Origin of the sequence: Enterobacter sp. RHBSTW-01064 (genome assembly GCF_014103035.1) — a bacterium.
Taxonomy (GTDB): domain Bacteria; phylum Pseudomonadota; class Gammaproteobacteria; order Enterobacterales; family Enterobacteriaceae; genus Enterobacter; species Enterobacter mori.
This window is the reverse complement of record NZ_JABXOU010000002.1, coordinates 385,757-403,766: the sequence shown is the minus strand read 5'-3', so window position 1 is coordinate 403,766 and position 18,010 is coordinate 385,757. Positions and strand designations below refer to the sequence as shown.

Genomic DNA, 18,010 nt, shown 5'->3' with positions numbered 1-18,010 from the left:
TCTTTCTGGAGTCAGGAATGAAAGTAACACTGCCAGAGTTTGAACGTGCTGGGGTAATGGTTGTTGGGGATGTGATGCTGGATCGCTACTGGTACGGCCCGACCAGCCGCATATCTCCGGAAGCACCGGTACCGGTGGTTAAGGTCGACACCATTGAAGAGCGTCCCGGCGGCGCGGCAAACGTGGCGATGAACATTGCCTCTTTGGGCGCGCAGTCGCGTCTGGTGGGCCTGACCGGCATCGACGATGCGGCGCGCGCGCTGAGCAAGTCGCTGGCGGACGTGAACGTGAAGTGCGATTTCGTTTCTGTTCCGACCCACCCGACGATCACGAAACTGCGCGTGCTGTCGCGTAACCAGCAGTTGATCCGCCTCGACTTTGAAGAAGGTTTTGAGGGCGTCGATCCTGAGCCGCTGCACGAGCGTATCAATCAGGCGCTGGGCAATATCGGCGCGCTGGTGCTGTCCGACTATGCGAAAGGTGCGCTGGCAAGCGTGCAGACGATGATTCAGCTGGCGCGTAAAGCCAACGTCCCGGTGCTGATCGACCCGAAAGGGACCGATTTTGAGCGCTATCGCGGTGCGACGCTGCTGACGCCAAACCTCTCCGAGTTTGAGGCGGTAGCGGGCAAGTGCAAAACCGAGGAAGAGCTGGTTGAGCGCGGCATGAAGATCATTGCTGATTTCGAACTGTCCGCGCTGCTGGTGACCCGCTCCGAGCAGGGGATGACGCTGCTGCAGCCGGGCAAAGCGCCGCTGCATATGCCAACCCAGGCGCAGGAAGTGTACGATGTGACCGGTGCCGGTGATACGGTGATTGGTGTCCTGGCGGCGACGCTGGCGGCAGGAAACTCCCTGGAAGAGGCGTGCTACTTTGCCAACGCCGCGGCGGGTGTGGTGGTCGGTAAGCTCGGGACGTCTACCGTTTCGCCTATCGAGCTGGAAAACGCCGTGCGCGGTCGTGCCGATACCGGTTTTGGCGTCATGAGCGAAGATGAGCTGAAGGTGGCCGTTGCCGCGGCGCGTAAGCGTGGTGAAAAAGTGGTGATGACCAACGGCGTGTTCGACATCCTGCACGCGGGCCACGTTTCGTATCTGGCGAATGCACGCAAGCTGGGCGATCGCCTGATTGTGGCGGTCAACAGCGATGCGTCGACGAAACGCCTGAAGGGTGAAACGCGTCCGGTGAACCCGCTGGAGCAGCGTATGATCGTGCTCGGCGCGCTGGAAGCCGTGGACTGGGTGGTGTCGTTTGAAGAAGACACGCCGCAGCGCCTGATTGCAGGTATTCTGCCAGATCTGCTGGTGAAAGGTGGGGACTACAAACCGGAGCAAATCGCGGGGAGCGAAGAGGTCTGGGCCAACGGCGGTGAAGTGATGGTGCTCAACTTTGAGGACGGGTGCTCAACCACCAACATCATTAAGAAGATCCAGAAAGACAGTCAGTAAAAAACGGGCCATTTGGCCCGTTTTTTTATGTCGGGTGGCGGCTGTGTCTTACCCGACCTACGCATTCATGTAGGCCCGGTAAGGCGTAGCCGCCACCGGGCACAACAGGCCGCACTTACGCCTGGTCATCCACCGGCGGAATCGCCGGTGCCGGCTTCACTTCTTCCGGGGTATTGCGGTTTTCCAGCTCGGTCAAACGCTGTTCCAGCAGCGCCAGCTTTTCGCGGGTGCGCAGCAGAACCTGGGTCTGCACGTCGAACTCTTCACGGCTCACTAAATCAAGGCGAACCAACTGCGCCTGCAGCGTCTGGCGGATTTTCTTCTCAACGTCATCACCAAATTCACGAATGCCTTTTGGCATGGACTCGTGAACCTGACGCGCAATTTGCTCAATTTTCTTCGGGTCAATCATAGTGGCTTCCCTTGATAAAACGGTGTTGATGAACATTGTAGCGCGTCATGCTCCAGGATAAAGCAGATTTGTTTGAAGCTTATGCATTGCCCAGGTTAATCAATAGCGTTATAGTTATCTCGCTTATTCTCAGGGCGGGGCGAAATTCCCCACCGGCGGTAAATCAGCTTAACGCTGAAAGCCCGCGAGCGCTTTGGGTGAAAACTCAAAGGTCAGCAGATCCGGTGTAATTCCGGGGCCGACGGTTAGAGTCCGGATGGGAGAGAGTAACGATCCAGTCGGGCATGGGCCCGCTCACGTTATCTTTTTGCCGCTTATACGGCGCTCCTAAGACTGCCCTGATTCTGGTAACCATAATGTTAATGAGGTTTTTTTACCATGAATCAGACGCTACTTTCCTCTTTTGGCACTTCAACTCAACGTGTTGAACATGCACTGGATGCACTGCGCGAAGGCCGCGGTGTGATGGTGCTTGACGATGAAAATCGTGAAAACGAAGGCGACATGATTTTCGCCGCCGAAAACATGACCGTTGAACAGATGGCGCTGACCATCCGTCACGGCAGCGGCATCGTATGCCTGTGTATTACCGAAGATCGTCGTAAGCAACTCGAGCTGCCGATGATGGTCGAAAACAACACCAGCGCCTTTGGTACCGGTTTTACCGTGACCATTGAAGCGGCGCATGGCGTGACCACCGGTGTCTCTGCGGCTGACCGTCTGACCACCGTACGTGCAGCGATTGCCGATGGTGCTAAGCCGTCCGACCTGCATCGTCCAGGCCACGTCTTCCCACTGCGCGCACAGGCGGGCGGCGTGCTGACCCGCGGCGGTCACACCGAAGCGACGATCGACCTGGTAACGCTGGCAGGCTTCAAACCTGCAGGCGTGCTGTGTGAACTGACCAACGATGACGGCACCATGGCGCGCGCGCCGGAGTGCATCACCTTTGCGCGTCTGCACAACATGCCGGTGGTAACGATCGAAGATCTGGTTGAGTATCGCCAGGCGCACGAGCGCAAAGCCAGCTGAAATGGCTGATGTGAAAAAGCCGGGGAAACCCGGCTTTTTTGTGTCTAGTGATAGTTAATTTTGAACAGCACTACCGTTTCGAACGGGCCGGACTGAATGGCTTGACCCTCTACGGGCGATAGCTCTGCCGTGTAGGTTTGCTCATATTGCAACGTGCTGCCCGTAAAATCAGCATACTCTTCATAGTGGTTGAAGGTGTAGGCCTGCTGCGTTTCGTTAAGGATCCGCAGCTTTAAGCCGTTCCCTATCAATAACGCCGTATCGTCGGTGCTGAGTGACTCTGTGGTATAGAACGACGAATCCATTTTGAACCCATCTGAACATTGCGCATCCTGCACTTTGGTTGTTCGTACCGAAAATGTGCGAGTGCGCGTCTGCTGATTCACAATGTCGCGCGCGCTAAAAGTGCCGAAATCAATCTCCTGGTTCTCAGGGTAAATACTGAACGTCGCCCCGCAGTCCAGAACGGTAATATTTTGCAGACCGTTAATATGATATTTGAGGTTTTTCGCGTCCACCATCTGGTTAACCCCACCTTTTCCGTCAAACTGCACGACGATGTAATCCCCCAGAGAGCTGACGTAGCCGTGGGGCGGCATCGCTTTGATTTTGACGTATAAACGCAGGCGAGCGACAAAAGTGCGTGAAGTGTGGATATCGTCCGGGTTACCGGAACAGATGCGATTTTCCCATCCCATTTGTCGGATCTGGTCAGGGGTATAAATTGTGATGTTTTGGTTGTCCAGACACTGTCGGGTATCGACGCCGTTGGGCTGGCCTGTTGCATCGTAGTCTATCCCTTCATAGGTTACCCCAAGTTCATAATAGGGATCGGTAGCAGAAGGATATGGGTTCACCCAGCCAAAAACGTCTTCAGGTTGAAAACTGCTCGTGACGTTGTGATCGCACGTCACCGGGATTTTGATGTCATCTGACTCCCAGATTTTTTCACCCACCTGCGCATTACTGGGAATAGCAAACGGCGAGATCGTTTTGACCTCTTCAACGGGGCCGCCGGAACCGCCCAGGTAGCAGTCAAGCGCCAGCGCTTCTTTTAAAGGCAGCACTGAGAGCAGCAATATGAACAATACCTTAGCGAGATTTTGCATCTTTTTCGATCTTCCTTTCGCTGAGCGTGCACTGTGCCGTTTCCGCACACTGCACGTCGACCTTTTTCAGCGCACCGTAGTCGTCGATGTAACCGATGCTGTAATAATTACCGTGATAGTCACCCGTAGACGTGGTTGCTGTCGCGAAAGGCGCAATCATCAGGCTGTCAAAGCCCGGGAGCATGGTCTTTGCATTCTTGCTGAGCCACGCGAGGGTGATGTAATACGGCGTGGGGTTATGCACGGTCAGCCCTTTGGCATTGGCTGAAATTTCCATGCGCATTTCCGCCAGCTCACCGGGCTTTTTGGTAATTGCTTTTGGACGCCAGAACAGTTTGATCCTGCTCTGCATCGCGACCTGCATGACGCTGCGTTCCTCGCTGGCGCTGCTGCTTTTCGGCGGCACTTCGCGCAGGTTGAAATAAAACAGGGATTCTCTGTCTTTCGGCAACTGGCTGGTGGCTGCTTGCTTAACGATCCTGATCTGCGACGCGGAGCCCGCTTCAAGGCGTTGAATGGGAGGGAGCGCCATGAAATGCGTGTCTTCTTTCCGGCCTTTTTCATCTTCAATCCAGGAGAGCGCCAGATAAGGCAACGCCTTGCTCTGGTTTTCAACCTTCAGGCTGCTGGCTTTGTCGCTTTCCGGGAAGACAATGCGCGTGCGGTCGAGGTTTACGGCCGCGTGGGTGGTGAATGCTGCGCCGGCCAGCATCAGGCACAGGCTTTTGAGTAGGGTTAATTTCATCATGGTTTCTTACTGACATGGCAGTATCAACTGCATACTGTTTTCAAGGTGTGAAGGTAACGCGAAGCGACACTGCTGATTGTCTCCCCACGTTACGCGGAACTGTTGTTCTGGCTCTACGGCACCGAGCCAGACGTGGCCGTCATCGGCGACCATGGCAATCTGCCGGTCGTTTTCCTGCAGGCGAACAACCGCACCCAGCGGCGGCGTGCCGGATGCGGTGCGTAAGATGCCTGCAATATCGTTGCCTGCACGCGTGGCAATCTGACGGAATCCAATCGCGCCTTCTGTCCAGGTTGAGGTGACGACGCGGGTGTCCACGTCCACGCCATCGGGCAGGTTGTTCATATTGACCTGCACGCTGGAGGGCGAATAGCTGGAGATGGACGGTAAAACGCCAATGCCAAACCGGTTTGTTTCATCCCGCGACATGTTCAGCGGGATGTTGCCTACGCCGTCGGTGCTGACCATCACGCGCGGTTCATTACCGTAGCTGCGGCGGTGCAGGGCGGCACCTTTCGCCGTTGCAGTAAACGAGCCGTTCCAGCTGGCGCTCAGGGAATTGTATTCATTAGCCTTATAGCTCCCGGAAAGATTCAGATCGCCATAAGGGGAATAATGTTGATAGTTGCCGCCCACCTGCGCACCAGCATCTGACTTCTCGCTCTCGGTGCCTGCGGAAACACCCCAGGTATTATTGCGGTCTGATGTGTCATACCACGACACGTTCTGGCTCAGGTTGTCGCTGTTGCGCAGGTCGTAATTCAGTCGATGATCGGGATCGAGCGGAACGCTCAATGAGAGATAGAACTGCGTATTGTCGTCTTCATCTTCATAATGCGTTTTACTCCACGACAGGGTGACGCCCAGGTTTTTCCAGCGACCCAGGTCAAAGTTGTAGCCAGCGGTCACGCTGCCCGTTGTGGAAGGCGAGTCGTTCCACCAGGTTTGACGCAGCATGTTTACATAGAGGTTGAGTGATAACGCCGAAATGTACTGGCTGGCCGTCACGCTGAGCGTCTGTTTTTCGGACTGCCGGTCGTTATTGTCATAGTCCAGAAAACGGGCGTAGCTCAGGAACTGAGGGTCTGAGTAGCGATAGCTGGCGAGGGTAAGCTGACTGCCTGTGGTATCGAAACGCTTACTGTAGTTAAAGCGGTAGCTGTAGCCCGTCTGGCTATTCTGATTGGGTAACTGGCTGGTCGCTTGCGTGACGTCAAAAGAGAGGGCTCCCAGGTACTCCATGTTTTGTCCGATGCCGGCAGCGACGGAACGGTAATGGTCGCCATCGGCGAGCGTACCGCCATAGAGGGAGGTTTGTGACAGCATCCCCCAGGAGAATTCACCGCTCAGAAACGCGTTATCTTCAACGTCATGCGAAGCGTCTTTGCGCGCTTTCCCGGTCGCCAGCTTGTAGCGAACCTGACCTTTGCGGGTTAAAAACGGGACCGATTCTGCAGAGACCTGGAAGGTGCTGACGCGCCCGTCTTCTTCCGTTACTTTGACATCCAGCGTGCCCTGTACAGACTGGTTAAGATCCTGAATTACAAAGGGACCGGGCGGGACCTTGCTCTGGTAAATCACGCGATCGGCAAGGCTGACGGTGACCGTGGCGTTGGTTTGCGCTATCCCGGTAATTTGTGGCGCGTAACCCCGTAGCGACCACGGCAGCATGCGCTCATCGCTAATCAGGGATGCACCGGTATAGGTGAAAGCATCAAAAATAGCGGACTGGAAATCTGTTTCCCCTAGCGTAAGTTTGGCGCCGAGCGACGGGAGAGGGCGGAACATATAGACACGTGAAAAGCGACCATCATTTTCTGAACCCGTGTCAGTATGGGTTTGCGTGTACTGATAATCGCTGCGCAGCCGCCAGGCACCCATATTGGCACCCACCGTTCCGTAAGTGTTCGCATTGTCGGTACTGCTGCCATCATTTGGCTGATAATGGCTGGCAAAAATGTTGTAATCCAGCAGCACGCCGGGCACGCCGTTTTCCCAGGTTGAGGGCGGCATCCAGTCGGCAGCGCGGTACTGTAGCCACGCCTGGGGGATAGTGACTTTTAATGTTTGGCTGGCTTGCTCAAAGGTAAATTTAATATCCGGTTTGGACGTAAAGTCGACGCACCCGTCTTTTTCAGGCAATGCGCTACGGATGGAGTCTTGAAGTGCAAACGTATCGGCCAGCTCGGGTGGAATACAGACTTGTATGCTATTTTTTATCTCCCGCCAACGAAGCTCCCAGCCGTTCGCCAGCGGAATATCATTAATTGAAACGCTAACGAAATAGTTGCCTGGCGTGACGGATATTTGATCTTTAAAAAGGGATAAATCAACGCTGCCACGCTGATCTTTATCAATGGCATTGATGTTGAATTCGGTAGCGGAGCCAAGTTTCGTCATTAACAGGGACGTAATAATAATTATCCATTGTAATTTATATGTCATCGCCCTGTTACTCAAAAAATATAGATTGCCGGCTGCATTAAATGCCAGCCGGTTTATACCGTGACGTGATGTTATTATTTGTACATCAGAACATAGTTGGCAGTTGCTTCAACCTGACCCGCCGTAGCGGTTTTGCCTGCAAGCACTTCCATTAATGCTTTGAAGTGAAGAGTCTGAGTCGTTGAACCTGCCAGCAGGGCAACTTCATTAGCTGCACCCAGCGTAATGTTGGCTTCGGCGTTATCCAGCAGACGAACGCCAACGTTCTGAGCACCGCTTGCATAGGTGTTGCTCATCAGGCTGGTGTCAGTTGCGTCTGTTGCTGCGCTGGTGAAGGTGACATCGACTTTGGTAATTGGAGTGTCAGTCTCGTCGGCCGGATCGTCAAGCTGGCAGTTTTCCAGATTGATATCAACCGGAACAGCGGTAGATTTCTTGTTGGCATTGATAACTGCTGTGGTCACTTCACCGAGATCCACTTCTTTATCAACGCTATCTGGTGCAATGTTGCAAGGCGCATCAATAACTACACCTTTGAATTTGATTTTGCCAGAACCCTGATCGTCAGCAAATGCAGAACCCGAGACAATGGCAGCCATTGCAACCGCTAACAGTACTTTTTTACCCATATGCATGAAAATATCCTTTTTCAAATGAATTCATAAACTGAATATTAAATTTCAGAATACTCGCAAAGTATACGGGCTAAAGAGGTGAGGGGGCGATTAAATTGGCTAAAACTCATTTTAAGGAAATATTAAATTATAATTACTGGTTATTGTAAGCGGTGCATATAGTTACTGTTTTACCCGGAGATATTCGAAATAATTAAAGAGAATAAAAATAATGTAGATTGTCTTCGACAAAATAAGGAAATAATGCCTCCGCATTTAACGGAGGCAAAACGCTCAACCAATACCTGCTGTTTGCAGCAACACCAGGCTCAGGCCCATCACCGACATCCCGCACAGTACGCCATAGCTGGGGTTGTTATTCGGATCGATCTCTTTTGCCAGCGGCATCAGTTCATCCACAGAGAGGGCGACCATAATCCCCGCGACCGCCGCCATAATGGCTGCCATCACGACCGGAGACACCAGGCTGCCGAGGATCAGCCACGCCAGCACCCCGCCGAGGATTTCGGCCATCCCGGAAATACCCGCCCAGAACACCGCGGTGCGTTTTGAGCCCGTGGCGGCATAAACCGGTCCGGCAACGGCCAGTCCTTCAGGGATATTGTGTAAGGCCACCGCCAGGGCGATGCCAAAGCCCATCTCCAGATTGCTGCTGGCCGTCACGTAGGTGGCGACCCCCTCCGGGAAGTTATGCAGGCTGATGCCGAGCGTCAGCAGAATGGCGGTACGCTTGATATTGCGTGGCAGGGGGATAACGTTTTTCTGCATTAAATCCTGCGGATGTGCATGAGGCAGCATGCGGTCGAGGGCAAAGTAGCCCAGCAGGCCCAGTACAAACATGCCGTAGCCCAGAATGGGCGACATGCCCCTGGTACCCAGTGCCGCAGGGAGCATCTCCATTAACGAGATGAGCAGCATAATCCCGGCGGCAAAGCCCAGTGAGAAGGCCAGCACGCGATTAGATGGTTTTTGTCCGAGCACGCCGAGGATCGCGCCAATAAAGGTGGCTGCCCCCGCCAGTATTGTCAGAATTAAAGGTACTGACATTCATCCCTCCTTACGCTGTACCTGATATTCAAATTTCCTGATGATGATCTTCATGCTTATCTGCGTTTATCTGCACGCGATCGCGCGTAATGTAGCACCATCAAATTGCCAATATCTCTAAGGATATCACCATGACTTCTTCACGTATGCCAGCACTGTTTTTAGGCCACGGTAGCCCAATGAACGTTCTGGAAGATAACGTCTATACCCGCGCCTGGCGTCATCTGGGCGAGACGTTGCCGCGTCCGAAGGCGATTGTGGTGGTATCTGCACACTGGTTTACCCGTGGTACGGGCGTCACCGCGATGGAAGCACCAAAGACCATCCATGATTTCGGCGGCTTCCCGCAGGCGCTGTACGACACGCATTATCCTGCGCCGGGTTCGCCTGAACTGGCGCAACAGCTGGTTGATTTACTGGCTCCCGTTCCGGTCACGCTGGATAAAGAAGCCTGGGGTTTTGACCACGGCTCCTGGGGCGTGCTGATTAAGATGTATCCGGATGCCGATATCCCAATGGTGCAGTTGAGCATCGACAGCACCAAACCTGCCGCCTGGCATCTGGAGATGGGCCGCAAGCTGGCAACCCTGCGTGATGAAGGCATCATGCTGGTGGCGAGTGGTAACGTGGTGCATAACCTACGTACGGCGCGCTGGCACGGTGAGAACACGCCGTACCCGTGGGCAACCTCGTTTAACGACTACGTCAAAGCAAACCTGACGTGGCAAGGTCCGAGTGAGGCGCATCCGCTGGTGAACTATCTGGATCACGAAGGCGGTTCGCTCTCTAACCCTACGGCGGAACACTTCCTGCCGCTGCTTTATGTATTAGGCGCATGGGATGGCCAGGAGCCGATTACGATCCCGGTCGACGGGATTGAGATGGGGAGTTTAAGTATGCTGTCGGTGCAGATTGGGTAAAAACATGCCGGGTGGCGGCTTCGCCTTACCCGGCCTACATGTCGCGCGTAGGCCCGGTAAGCGTAGCGCCACCGGGCAAGTCTTACTCAATAAAAATATGCGGATAAAACCGCGACAGATCCTGGGTGATCAGCGCGCGATCTTCGCGAATGCCAATCCCGGCTGGCTGATCGTTGATGAGCCAACTGCCAATCAGGGTATAGCTGTCGCCAAACTTCGGCAGTTGCCAGAACTCCTGGACGATCATCCCTTCTTCGCCGTAAGGTCCTTCAACCGCTTCCAGCGTTTTGCCGTTTTCGATGATGGAGACGTTTGCCCCCTCGCGGGAGAAGATCGGCTTAACGACGTATTTTTCCATTTGCGGGTGATCGTCTTCCGCAAAGTACGCCGCCAGCAGGTTCGGATGGTTCGGGAACATCTCCCACAGCATCGGCAGCAGGGCTTTGTTGGAGATAATGCTCTTCCAGGCCGGCTCCAGCCAGCGCACGCCAGCGTCTTCCAGCTTGGTGGAGAACATCTCGCGCAGCATGTACTCCCACGGGTAGAGCTTGAACAGGTTGCTGATGATCTGGTCCTGCGTGTCGGTAAACTGACCTTTCTCCCCCAGACCAATATCTTCGATATAGAGGAACTCTGTCGCCACTTCCGCTTCTGCTGCGCAATCCTGCAGATACTGCACCGTTCCACGGTCTTCTTCCGTATCGCGGCAGCAGGCGAGGTGCAGCAGATTGAAGCCGTGCTGTTCGCGCAGTTCGGCGAAACGCTCAATCAGCTTTTCCTGCAGGCTGTTAAACTGGTCGCTGCCTTCCGGCAGGTTTCCAGCATTGGCCTGGTCTTCCAGCCAGATCCACTGGAAGAACGCTGCTTCATACAGAGAGGTTGGCGTATCGGCGTTGTTTTCCAGAAGCTTCGGTTCACCTTTGCCGTCCCACGCCAGATCCAGGCGAGAGTAAAGGGAAGGTTGATTCGTTTTCCACGACTGGCGCACAAAGCCCCAGGTGTGCTTCGGAATGCGGAACTTTGCCATCAGCTCGTCGCTGTCGATGACCTTTTCCACAACCTTCAGGCACATCTGGTGCAGGTCGGCGGTCACCTCTTCCAGTTTTTCCACCTGGGCCAGCGTGAGCTTGTAATAGGCGTCTTCACACCAGTACGGCTCGCCGTACATGGTGTGGAAGTTAAAACCGTACTCGGTGGCTTTTTCACGCCAGTCCGGGCGCTCGGTGATACTGACTCGTTCCATGATCAGCCGCCCATTGAGCGAGTAGAGGTACCGGTCGCGCTACGCTGCATGGTGGTCTGTTTTGCCACAGACTCACCGAAGCCGCCACGGGTGATGGTGCTGGTGGTCGCTGGCTTAGGTGCCATCGCTGTTTTAGGCACGGTCGTGGTACGGCCAGGCGTTGCTGCACCGTAGTTTTTACCGGTGGCGTCGGTGTATTTACCGTATGCCGGGCTGTTTGGGTTTTTGGAACTAAACAGCGGCTGCTGCTGGTAGCCCGCGCCGCCGCTCATCATGCGGCCCATCATGTAGCCCGCCATCAGCGGCATCCAGAAGCTGCCGCTGGACTGCGCCTGCGCCTGGTTTTCCGGTGCCATGCCTGCCTGAGCAGGCGCCTGCTGGCACTGGCCTTCGCCGAATTCCGCCACGCAGTCTTCGCGCGAAGCATATTTCGGTGCGGTACGTTCCGCTTCTTTCAGCGCGCTGTTATAAGCCGTCGTACATTCCGCGGCTTTACCGGTTGCGGCCGAGCAGTCGTCCGCGTTTTGATACATCGAGACCGTTTCGTCGCTTTGCTCACAGCCTGCCAGCATAAAGACGGCGGTGACCGCCAAAGCAACAGGGGTGAGATGACGTGCGTTCCAGCTTTTGCGGAACGACGCGTGATTCATCGTTTTTGTCCGTTTCATGTTTGTCTTCCAGGACCCAGTGGTAATAACGCTCAGGATAGAGGATGAGTGGTTGAAAATGAAGCGAAGAGGGGCGGAATGAGGGGGATCTTTACGTTGGCTTACGTTCGAGTGTGATTCAGATGCTCCCTCTCCCTGTGGGAGAGGGCCGGGGTGAGGGCATCAGGCCGCAGTGGGCCTGATGACACTCTTAGTTACGGAACGGATTGCTGCCGGTGTTGGTACGTGCTGCCGCTGGTTGTGCAGCAGGCGCGCTGCCTTCAGCGTTGTAGTTATCCACCGCGGCAACCTGCTGCGGGTTCTCCGGTGCAACGCTTTCCGGTGAAGTCGACACTGGTTTGCCCAGCGTGCTGTTCAGCATCTGCAGATCCTGCTCGTTAAGCGTACCCAGCGCCTGCTTGATATTCAGCTGGTTAATCAGGTACTGGTAACGCGCGCTGGAGAGCTGCTGTTTCGCGTTGTACAGCGTGGTGGTCGCGTCCAGAACGTCAACGATGGTACGGGTACCGACGGAGTAGCCCGCTTCGTTCGCATCCAGAGAGCTCTGGGCAGAGACAACGGCCTGTTTATACGCGTTGATGCTGCTGATCGAGGCGTTCACGTTGTTGAAGGAGGAACGCACGGTCTGCACCACGTTGCGGTGGGCGCTTTCCAGCTGCTCGCTCGCGCCAACAAAGTTGTACTGCGCCTGTTTCACCTGCGAGTTAACCTGACCGCCCTGGTACAGCGGCAGAGAGAAGCTCAGGCCCACTTTGTTCTGGCCCATATTGCTGTCGTCATACTGGGACGTATTGGTTTTAGAGCCGCTATAGCTGGTATCAGAGACACCGGTTGACGCGCTCAGGCTCAGGGTTGGCAGGTGGCCGTCCTGCGCCTGACGGATTTGTTCGCGGGCCAGGTCCTGGCTCAGACGCGCCTGCAATAACGCCAGGTTGCGGTTTTCCGCCTCTTTCAGCAGGGCGTTTACGGCCTGCGGTTTATCCGTTTTAAAGCTGTCCACGTTCAGGGACGCCAGCTCTGGATAGTAGTTACCGGTGACCTGACGCAGGGATTCCAGCGCGTTATCGAGGTTGTTACGGGCAGTCACCTCGTTAGCCAGCACGGTGTCGTACTGTGAGCGGGCGTTCTGCACGTCAGTAATCGCGACCAGACCCACGTTGAAACGCTGGGTCGTTTGATCTAACTGACGGTAAACCGCCTGTTTCTGCGCTTCGGTATAGGAGAGTGCGTCAATCGCGCTCAGCACGTTGAAGTACGCGGTGGCGGTATTGAGGATCAGCGTCTGCTGATCGGTCTGATACGTCACATCCTGAATACCCGCGCTCTTTTCCTGCAGGGTCAGGGCGCGCCATTTGGACATGTCAAACAGCGTCTGGGTTAACTGCAGTGATGCGCTGGTGGCATTGGAGTTAACGCCGTTAGCGTCGCGAAAACCGTTGCTGTAGGTGTAATCTGCACCTAAACCTAACTGCGGCAGCAGCGGGCTACGCGCTTCGTTAATCTTTTCAAACGCAGCATCACGATCGGCCGCTGATTTACGTAAATCAGGGTTGCCCAGACGTGCCTGCTGGTAGACCTGTAACAGGTTTTCCGCCTGGCTCATTGCACTGAAGCCCGTCAGGCTCAGGCCGATAAGGATGGGGAGCAATTTCTTCATTTGCATTCCTTGTTGTGAAGCAGTATTAGCGCTGATCTAATTAAAAATAATTGCCGATTCTAACAGAATCATCCACACCAAAAGGTTGGCGTTACGTGCCATCTGGCGGTAATTTGCACCAATCTATCATATAGCCTTACAAACGGCAGCCAAACAGCCTTGAAATTCATCATTTCATCACCATTGCTACCAGGACATGATTTATGCAAAAAACAGAGAAGTTGCCCGTCACATTCGCCAAAAACGATGTAGAAATTATTGCACGAGAAACGCTTTATAGCGGTTTTTTTTCAATGGAACTTTACCGTTTCAGGCATCGCCTGTTTAACGGCGAGATGAGCGGCGAAATCAAACGCGAAATTTTTGAGCGCGGGCATGCTGCAGTCTTGCTACCCTTTGACCCAGTGCGCGATGAAGTGGTGCTGGTTGAGCAGATCCGCATCGCCGCTTATGACGTCAGCGAAAGCCCGTGGCTGCTGGAGATGGTGGCCGGGATGATTGAAGAGGGCGAATCGGTCGAGGACGTTGCCCGGCGCGAAGCGCTGGAAGAGGCGGGTCTGGTTGTCGGGAGAACAAAACCCGTGCTCAGCTATCTGGCAAGCCCGGGTGGCACAAGTGAACGCTTATCCATTATGGTGGGCGAAGTGGACGCCACGACCGCGGAAGGGATCCACGGTCTGGCAGATGAAAACGAAGATATTCGGGTTCATGTGGTGAGCCGGGAACAGGCTTACCAGTGGGTAGAAGAGGGGAAAATCGACAACGCAGCGTCTGTCATCGCCCTGCAATGGCTGCAACTGCATTATCAGACATTACGAAACGAGTGGAAAAAATGAAGCGTTATACGCCTGACTTCCCAGAAATGATGCGCCTGTGCGAAACCAATTTCGCACAGCTGCGCCGCCTGCTGCCGCGAAACGACGCACCCGGCGAAACGGTAAGCTATCAGGTGAGCAACGCGCAGTATCGGTTAACGATAACAGAATCAACGCGCTACACTACGCTGGTTGAGATTGAGCAAACGGCCCCCAGCATTAGCTACTGGAGCTTGCCGTCGATGACGGTGCGCCTCTATCACGACGCGATGGTCGCTGAAGTGTGTTCGAGCCAGCAGATCTTTCGCTTCAAAGCGCGGTATGATTACCCGAATAAAAAGTTGCATCAACGCGACGAAAAGCATCAAATTAACCAGTTTTTAGCCGACTGGCTAAGATATTGTTTAGCACATGGAGCAATGGCGATTCCGGTTTGTTAGCGTCATAAACCTACCTAAGGACACCATTTGGAAAGCCTGTTGAACCTGACTGTTGCTGGTGGGGCGCCAGTCAGGATATTACAAATCACCGATACCCACCTTTTTGCCGAAAAGCATGAAACGCTGCTGGGCGTGAATACCTGGGAGAGCTATCAGGCTGTACTCAACGCGATTCACGCCGAAAATCGCGCCTGCGATCTGATTGTCGCAACGGGCGATCTGGCGCAGGATCAGTCCTCCGCGGCCTACCAGCATTTTGCTGAAGGCATCGCGAGCTTCAGCGTGCCTTGCGTATGGCTGCCCGGCAACCATGATTTCCAGCCTGCCATGTACAGTTCGCTCCTAGAGTCGGGTATCTCCCCGGCGAAGTGTGTTTTTGCTGGGGACCACTGGCAAATTTTACTGCTCGACAGCCAGGTCTTTGGCGTCCCGCACGGTGAGTTAAGCGAGTTTCAGCTTGACTGGCTCGAAACCAAACTGGCTGCCGAACCGGCACGCAATACGCTGCTGTTGCTTCATCATCATCCGCTGCCAGCGGGCTGCAGCTGGCTCGATCAACACAGCCTGCGTAACTCAGCGGCGCTGGACAGCGTGCTGGTGAACTTCCCTCGCGTGAAAAATCTGCTGTGCGGACACATTCATCAGGAACAGGATCTCGACTGGAATGGCCGCAGAATGCTCGCCACGCCGTCCACTTGCGTGCAATTTAAGCCGCATTGCGCCAACTTCACCCTGGACACCATCGCACCAGGCTGGCGCTGGCTGGAACTGCATGCCGATGGCAACCTGACGACAGAAGTGTGCCGTTTGTCAGGCGCAAAATTCCGCCCCGATACCGCTTCAGAAGGCTATTGATGTCTACGCTTCTCTATCTTCACGGGTTCAACAGCTCGCCGCGCTCCGCGAAAGCGACGCAGTTTCGCCACTGGCTGAGCGAGCATCATCCGCACGTTGAGATGATTGTCCCGCAACTGCCGCCCTACCCGGCGGAAGCGGCGGAGATGCTGGAATCGATCGTCCTCGAACACGGTGGCGAATCCTTTGGCGTGGTCGGTTCATCGCTGGGAGGATATTACGCCACCTGGCTGTCGCAATGCTTTATGCTGCCCGCAGTGGTGGTTAACCCAGCGGTACGGCCATTTGAGCTACTGAGGGACTTTCTTGGCGAAAACGAGAACCCCTACACCGGCCAACAATATGTGCTAGAGTCACGCCATATTTACGATCTCAAAGTTATGCAGGTCGACCCGCTTGAAGCGCCGGATCTCATCTGGCTGCTGCAGCAGACGGGTGATGAAGTGCTGGATTACCGCCAGGCAGTGGCGTATTACGCATCCTGCCGCCAGACTATAGAAGAGGGCGGAAACCATGCTTTCACGGGCTTTGAGGATCATTTCACCCAGATTGTCGATTTTCTTGGACTGCACAGCCACTGACAATCAATGCGAATTGCTAGCTTAAATCATGACGCAAACCTATAACGCTGATGCCATTGAGGTACTCACCGGGCTTGAGCCGGTTCGCCGCCGCCCGGGGATGTACACCGATACGACGCGCCCAAACCACCTGGGCCAGGAAGTTATTGATAACAGTGTGGACGAAGCGCTGGCAGGCCATGCCAAACGCGTTGACGTTATCCTGCACGCCGATCAGTCGCTGGAAGTTATCGACGACGGGCGCGGCATGCCGGTGGATATCCACCCGGAAGAGGGCGTGCCTGCCGTTGAGCTGATCCTCTGCCGTCTGCATGCGGGCGGTAAGTTCTCCAACAAAAACTACCAGTTCTCCGGTGGCCTGCACGGCGTGGGCATTTCCGTGGTGAACGCCCTGTCCAAACGCGTGGAAGTGAACGTTCGTCGCGACGGCCAGGTCTATAACATCGCCTTTGAAAACGGCGATAAGGTGCAGGATCTGCAGGTTGTCGGCACGTGCGGAAAACGCAACACCGGCACCAGCGTCCACTTCTGGCCTGACGAAAGCTTCTTCGACAGCCCGCGTTTTTCTGTTTCTCGCCTGACGCACCTGCTGAAAGCCAAAGCGGTGCTGTGTCCGGGCGTGGAAATCACTTTTACAGACCACGTTAACAATACCGCGCAAACCTGGTGCTACGCCGATGGTCTGAACGACTACCTGTGCGAAGCGGTAAACGGCCTGCCAACGCTGCCGGAAAAACCGTTTGTCGGTAACTTTAGCGGCGATACAGAAGCCGTGGACTGGGCGCTACTGTGGCTGCCGGAAGGCGGCGAGCTGCTGACCGAAAGCTACGTTAACCTGATCCCGACCATGCTGGGCGGTACGCACGTCAACGGCCTGCGTCAGGGGCTGCTGGACGCGATGCGCGAATTCTGCGAATACCGCAACATCCTGCCGCGCGGCGTGAAGCTGTCTGCGGAAGATATCTGGGATCGCTGCGCCTACGTGCTCTCCGTGAAGATGCAGGATCCGCAGTTTGCCGGTCAGACCAAAGAGCGTCTGTCGTCACGTCAGTGCGCGGCGTTCGTTTCCGGCGTGGTAAAAGATGCGTTTACCCTGTGGCTGAACCAGAACGTTCAGGCAGCAGAAATGCTGGCTGAAATGGCGATCTCCAGCGCTCAGCGTCGTCTGCGTGCCGCGAAGAAAGTGGTGCGTAAAAAGCTGACCAGCGGCCCCGCGCTGCCGGGCAAGCTGGCGGACTGTACCGCGCAGGATCTCAACCGTACCGAGCTGTTCCTCGTGGAAGGGGACTCGGCGGGCGGATCGGCCAAGCAGGCGCGCGATCGTGAATATCAGGCGATCATGCCGCTCAAGGGTAAGATCCTGAATACCTGGGAGGTCTCTTCTGATGAAGTGCTGGCCTCGCAGGAAGTTCACGATATCTCGGTGGCGATCGGCATCGATCCGGACAGCGACGATCTGAGCCAGCTGCGCTACGGCAAAATCTGTATCCTCGCGGATGCGGACTCCGATGGTCTGCACATCGCCACGCTGCTGTGCGCGCTGTTCGTGAAGCACTTCAAAACGCTGGTGAAAAACGGTCACGTTCACGTGGCGCTGCCGCCGCTCTACCGTATCGATCTCGGTAAAGAGGTTTACTACGCGCTGACGGAAGAAGAAAAAGCGGGCGTGCTGGAACAGCTGAAGCGCAAGAAGGGCAAACCGAACGTGCAGCGCTTTAAAGGGCTGGGTGAGATGAACCCGATGCAGCTTCGCGAAACGACGTTGGATCCGAACACGCGCCGTCTGGTACAGCTAACGATCAGCGACGAAGACGAACAGCAAACCAACGCCATGATGGATATGCTCCTTGCCAAGAAACGTTCGGAAGACCGACGTAACTGGCTGCAGGAGAAAGGCGATATGGCGGATATCGAGGCCTGATGCTGAAAAAGCCCTGCGATGCAGGGCTTTTTTT

At 55.1% G+C, this 18,010-nt stretch carries 17 protein-coding genes and 1 riboswitch; of the genes, 8 read left to right on the top strand and 9 right to left on the bottom strand.

All coding sequences use genetic code 11. The features are described from left to right. The first annotated feature begins 17 nt into the window (after positions 1–17). Positions 18–1,448, top strand: a complete 1,431-nt coding sequence (hldE, locus tag HV355_RS07855; protein ID WP_182401549.1) for a bifunctional D-glycero-beta-D-manno-heptose-7-phosphate kinase/D-glycero-beta-D-manno-heptose 1-phosphate adenylyltransferase HldE — start codon at positions 18–20, stop codon at positions 1,446–1,448. A gap of 115 nt (positions 1,449–1,563) precedes the next feature. Here hldE and ubiK read toward each other — a convergent pair whose 3' ends face one another. Next, positions 1,564–1,860, bottom strand: coding sequence for a ubiquinone biosynthesis accessory factor UbiK (gene ubiK / locus HV355_RS07850; RefSeq protein ID WP_013098757.1), 297 nt, complete (start codon positions 1,858–1,860; stop codon positions 1,564–1,566). A gap of 121 nt (positions 1,861–1,981) precedes the next feature. After that, positions 1,982–2,132: riboswitch (FMN riboswitch) on the top strand. A gap of 106 nt (positions 2,133–2,238) precedes the next feature. On the opposite strand from ubiK, the gene ribB reads away from it, so the two are divergent. Beyond that, on the top strand, positions 2,239–2,892 hold the full coding sequence (ribB, locus tag HV355_RS07845; RefSeq protein ID WP_010435670.1) for a 3,4-dihydroxy-2-butanone-4-phosphate synthase: 654 nt from the start codon (positions 2,239–2,241) through the stop codon (positions 2,890–2,892). Positions 2,893–2,936: 44 nt separating this feature from the next. Here the strand turns inward: ribB and HV355_RS07840 are convergent, their stop codons facing one another. The 5 genes from HV355_RS07840 to zupT form a co-directional block, all read right to left on the bottom strand. Further along, positions 2,937–4,001 carry a type 1 fimbrial protein gene (locus tag HV355_RS07840; RefSeq protein WP_182401547.1) on the bottom strand — a complete coding sequence of 355 codons (1,065 nt, stop codon included), beginning with the start codon at positions 3,999–4,001 and terminating at the stop codon, positions 2,937–2,939. Further along, positions 3,985–4,746, bottom strand: a complete 762-nt coding sequence (locus HV355_RS07835) for a molecular chaperone (RefSeq protein WP_182401790.1) — start codon at positions 4,744–4,746, stop codon at positions 3,985–3,987. Before HV355_RS07835 ends, HV355_RS07840 begins: the two co-directional genes overlap by 17 nt. Positions 4,747–4,755: 9 nt before the next feature. Continuing rightward, the gene (locus tag HV355_RS07830; protein ID WP_182401545.1) at positions 4,756–7,149 is read right to left on the bottom strand and encodes a fimbria/pilus outer membrane usher protein; all 2,394 of its coding nucleotides are present in this window, start codon (positions 7,147–7,149) and stop codon (positions 4,756–4,758) included. Positions 7,150–7,268: 119 nt separating this feature from the next. Then, on the bottom strand, positions 7,269–7,829 hold the full coding sequence (locus HV355_RS07825; protein WP_108416214.1) for a fimbrial protein: 561 nt from the start codon (positions 7,827–7,829) through the stop codon (positions 7,269–7,271). A 273-nt stretch (positions 7,830–8,102) separates the two neighbouring features. Then, on the bottom strand, positions 8,103–8,876 hold the full coding sequence (zupT, locus tag HV355_RS07820; protein ID WP_182401543.1) for a zinc transporter ZupT: 774 nt from the start codon (positions 8,874–8,876) through the stop codon (positions 8,103–8,105). A gap of 131 nt (positions 8,877–9,007) precedes the next feature. Here zupT and ygiD point away from each other — a divergent pair, with 131 nt between their 5' ends. Beyond that, on the top strand, positions 9,008–9,796 hold the full coding sequence (ygiD, locus tag HV355_RS07815) for a 4,5-DOPA dioxygenase extradiol (RefSeq protein ID WP_148400556.1): 789 nt from the start codon (positions 9,008–9,010) through the stop codon (positions 9,794–9,796). A gap of 82 nt (positions 9,797–9,878) precedes the next feature. Here the strand turns inward: ygiD and HV355_RS07810 are convergent, their stop codons facing one another. From HV355_RS07810 to tolC, 3 genes are all read right to left on the bottom strand, one after another. Further along, the gene (locus HV355_RS07810) at positions 9,879–11,039 is read right to left on the bottom strand and encodes a glutathionylspermidine synthase family protein (RefSeq protein ID WP_182401541.1); all 1,161 of its coding nucleotides are present in this window, start codon (positions 11,037–11,039) and stop codon (positions 9,879–9,881) included. A gap of 2 nt (positions 11,040–11,041) precedes the next feature. Continuing rightward, on the bottom strand, positions 11,042–11,707 hold the full coding sequence (locus tag HV355_RS07805; protein WP_108416218.1) for a DUF1190 family protein: 666 nt from the start codon (positions 11,705–11,707) through the stop codon (positions 11,042–11,044). 190 nt (positions 11,708–11,897) lie between these two features. Continuing rightward, on the bottom strand, positions 11,898–13,364 hold the full coding sequence (gene tolC, locus HV355_RS07800) for an outer membrane channel protein TolC (protein ID WP_182401539.1): 1,467 nt from the start codon (positions 13,362–13,364) through the stop codon (positions 11,898–11,900). A 203-nt stretch (positions 13,365–13,567) separates the two neighbouring features. On the opposite strand from tolC, the gene nudF reads away from it, so the two are divergent. From nudF to parE, 5 genes are read left to right on the top strand one after another with little or no spacing between them, the layout of a single operon-like run. After that, on the top strand, positions 13,568–14,200 hold the full coding sequence (gene nudF / locus HV355_RS07795) for an ADP-ribose diphosphatase (protein WP_126815540.1): 633 nt from the start codon (positions 13,568–13,570) through the stop codon (positions 14,198–14,200). Continuing rightward, complete coding sequence (locus HV355_RS07790) at positions 14,197–14,619, top strand: DUF1249 family protein (RefSeq protein ID WP_003862516.1); 423 nt, start codon at positions 14,197–14,199, stop codon at positions 14,617–14,619. Before nudF ends, HV355_RS07790 begins: the two co-directional genes overlap by 4 nt. A 27-nt stretch (positions 14,620–14,646) precedes the next feature. Next, positions 14,647–15,474 carry a 3',5'-cyclic-AMP phosphodiesterase gene (cpdA, locus tag HV355_RS07785; RefSeq protein WP_042714985.1) on the top strand — a complete coding sequence of 276 codons (828 nt, stop codon included), beginning with the start codon at positions 14,647–14,649 and terminating at the stop codon, positions 15,472–15,474. After that, a complete protein-coding gene (gene yqiA, locus HV355_RS07780) occupies positions 15,474–16,055 on the top strand; it encodes an esterase YqiA (RefSeq protein WP_042714984.1) in 582 nt (193 codons plus the stop codon). Before cpdA ends, yqiA begins: the two co-directional genes overlap by 1 nt. Positions 16,056–16,083: 28 nt before the next feature. Then, positions 16,084–17,976: a DNA topoisomerase IV subunit B gene (parE, locus tag HV355_RS07775; protein WP_029740698.1), complete on the top strand. Its 1,893-nt coding sequence runs from the start codon at positions 16,084–16,086 to the stop codon at positions 17,974–17,976. Positions 17,977–18,010: the final 34 nt, after the last annotated feature.

Coding starts and splice junctions, on each gene's coding strand:
- ribB (WP_010435670.1), top strand. CDS start 2,239: ATGAATCAGACGCTACTTTCCTCTTTTGGCACTTCAACTCAACGTGTT.
- ubiK (WP_013098757.1), bottom strand. CDS start 1,860: ATGATTGACCCGAAGAAAATTGAGCAAATTGCGCGTCAGGTTCACGAG.
- HV355_RS07840 (WP_182401547.1), bottom strand. CDS start 4,001: ATGCAAAATCTCGCTAAGGTATTGTTCATATTGCTGCTCTCAGTGCTG.
- HV355_RS07810 (WP_182401541.1), bottom strand. CDS start 11,039: ATGGAACGAGTCAGTATCACCGAGCGCCCGGACTGGCGTGAAAAAGCC.
- HV355_RS07790 (WP_003862516.1), top strand. CDS start 14,197: ATGAAGCGTTATACGCCTGACTTCCCAGAAATGATGCGCCTGTGCGAA.
- parE (WP_029740698.1), top strand. CDS start 16,084: ATGACGCAAACCTATAACGCTGATGCCATTGAGGTACTCACCGGGCTT.
- hldE (WP_182401549.1), top strand. CDS start 18: ATGAAAGTAACACTGCCAGAGTTTGAACGTGCTGGGGTAATGGTTGTT.
- nudF (WP_126815540.1), top strand. CDS start 13,568: ATGCAAAAAACAGAGAAGTTGCCCGTCACATTCGCCAAAAACGATGTA.
- tolC (WP_182401539.1), bottom strand. CDS start 13,364: ATGAAGAAATTGCTCCCCATCCTTATCGGCCTGAGCCTGACGGGCTTC.
- HV355_RS07825 (WP_108416214.1), bottom strand. CDS start 7,829: ATGCATATGGGTAAAAAAGTACTGTTAGCGGTTGCAATGGCTGCCATT.
- zupT (WP_182401543.1), bottom strand. CDS start 8,876: ATGTCAGTACCTTTAATTCTGACAATACTGGCGGGGGCAGCCACCTTT.
- ygiD (WP_148400556.1), top strand. CDS start 9,008: ATGACTTCTTCACGTATGCCAGCACTGTTTTTAGGCCACGGTAGCCCA.
- HV355_RS07805 (WP_108416218.1), bottom strand. CDS start 11,707: ATGAAACGGACAAAAACGATGAATCACGCGTCGTTCCGCAAAAGCTGG.
- HV355_RS07835 (WP_182401790.1), bottom strand. CDS start 4,746: ATGAAATTAACCCTACTCAAAAGCCTGTGCCTGATGCTGGCCGGCGCA.
- yqiA (WP_042714984.1), top strand. CDS start 15,474: ATGTCTACGCTTCTCTATCTTCACGGGTTCAACAGCTCGCCGCGCTCC.
- HV355_RS07830 (WP_182401545.1), bottom strand. CDS start 7,149: ATGACGAAACTTGGCTCCGCTACCGAATTCAACATCAATGCCATTGAT.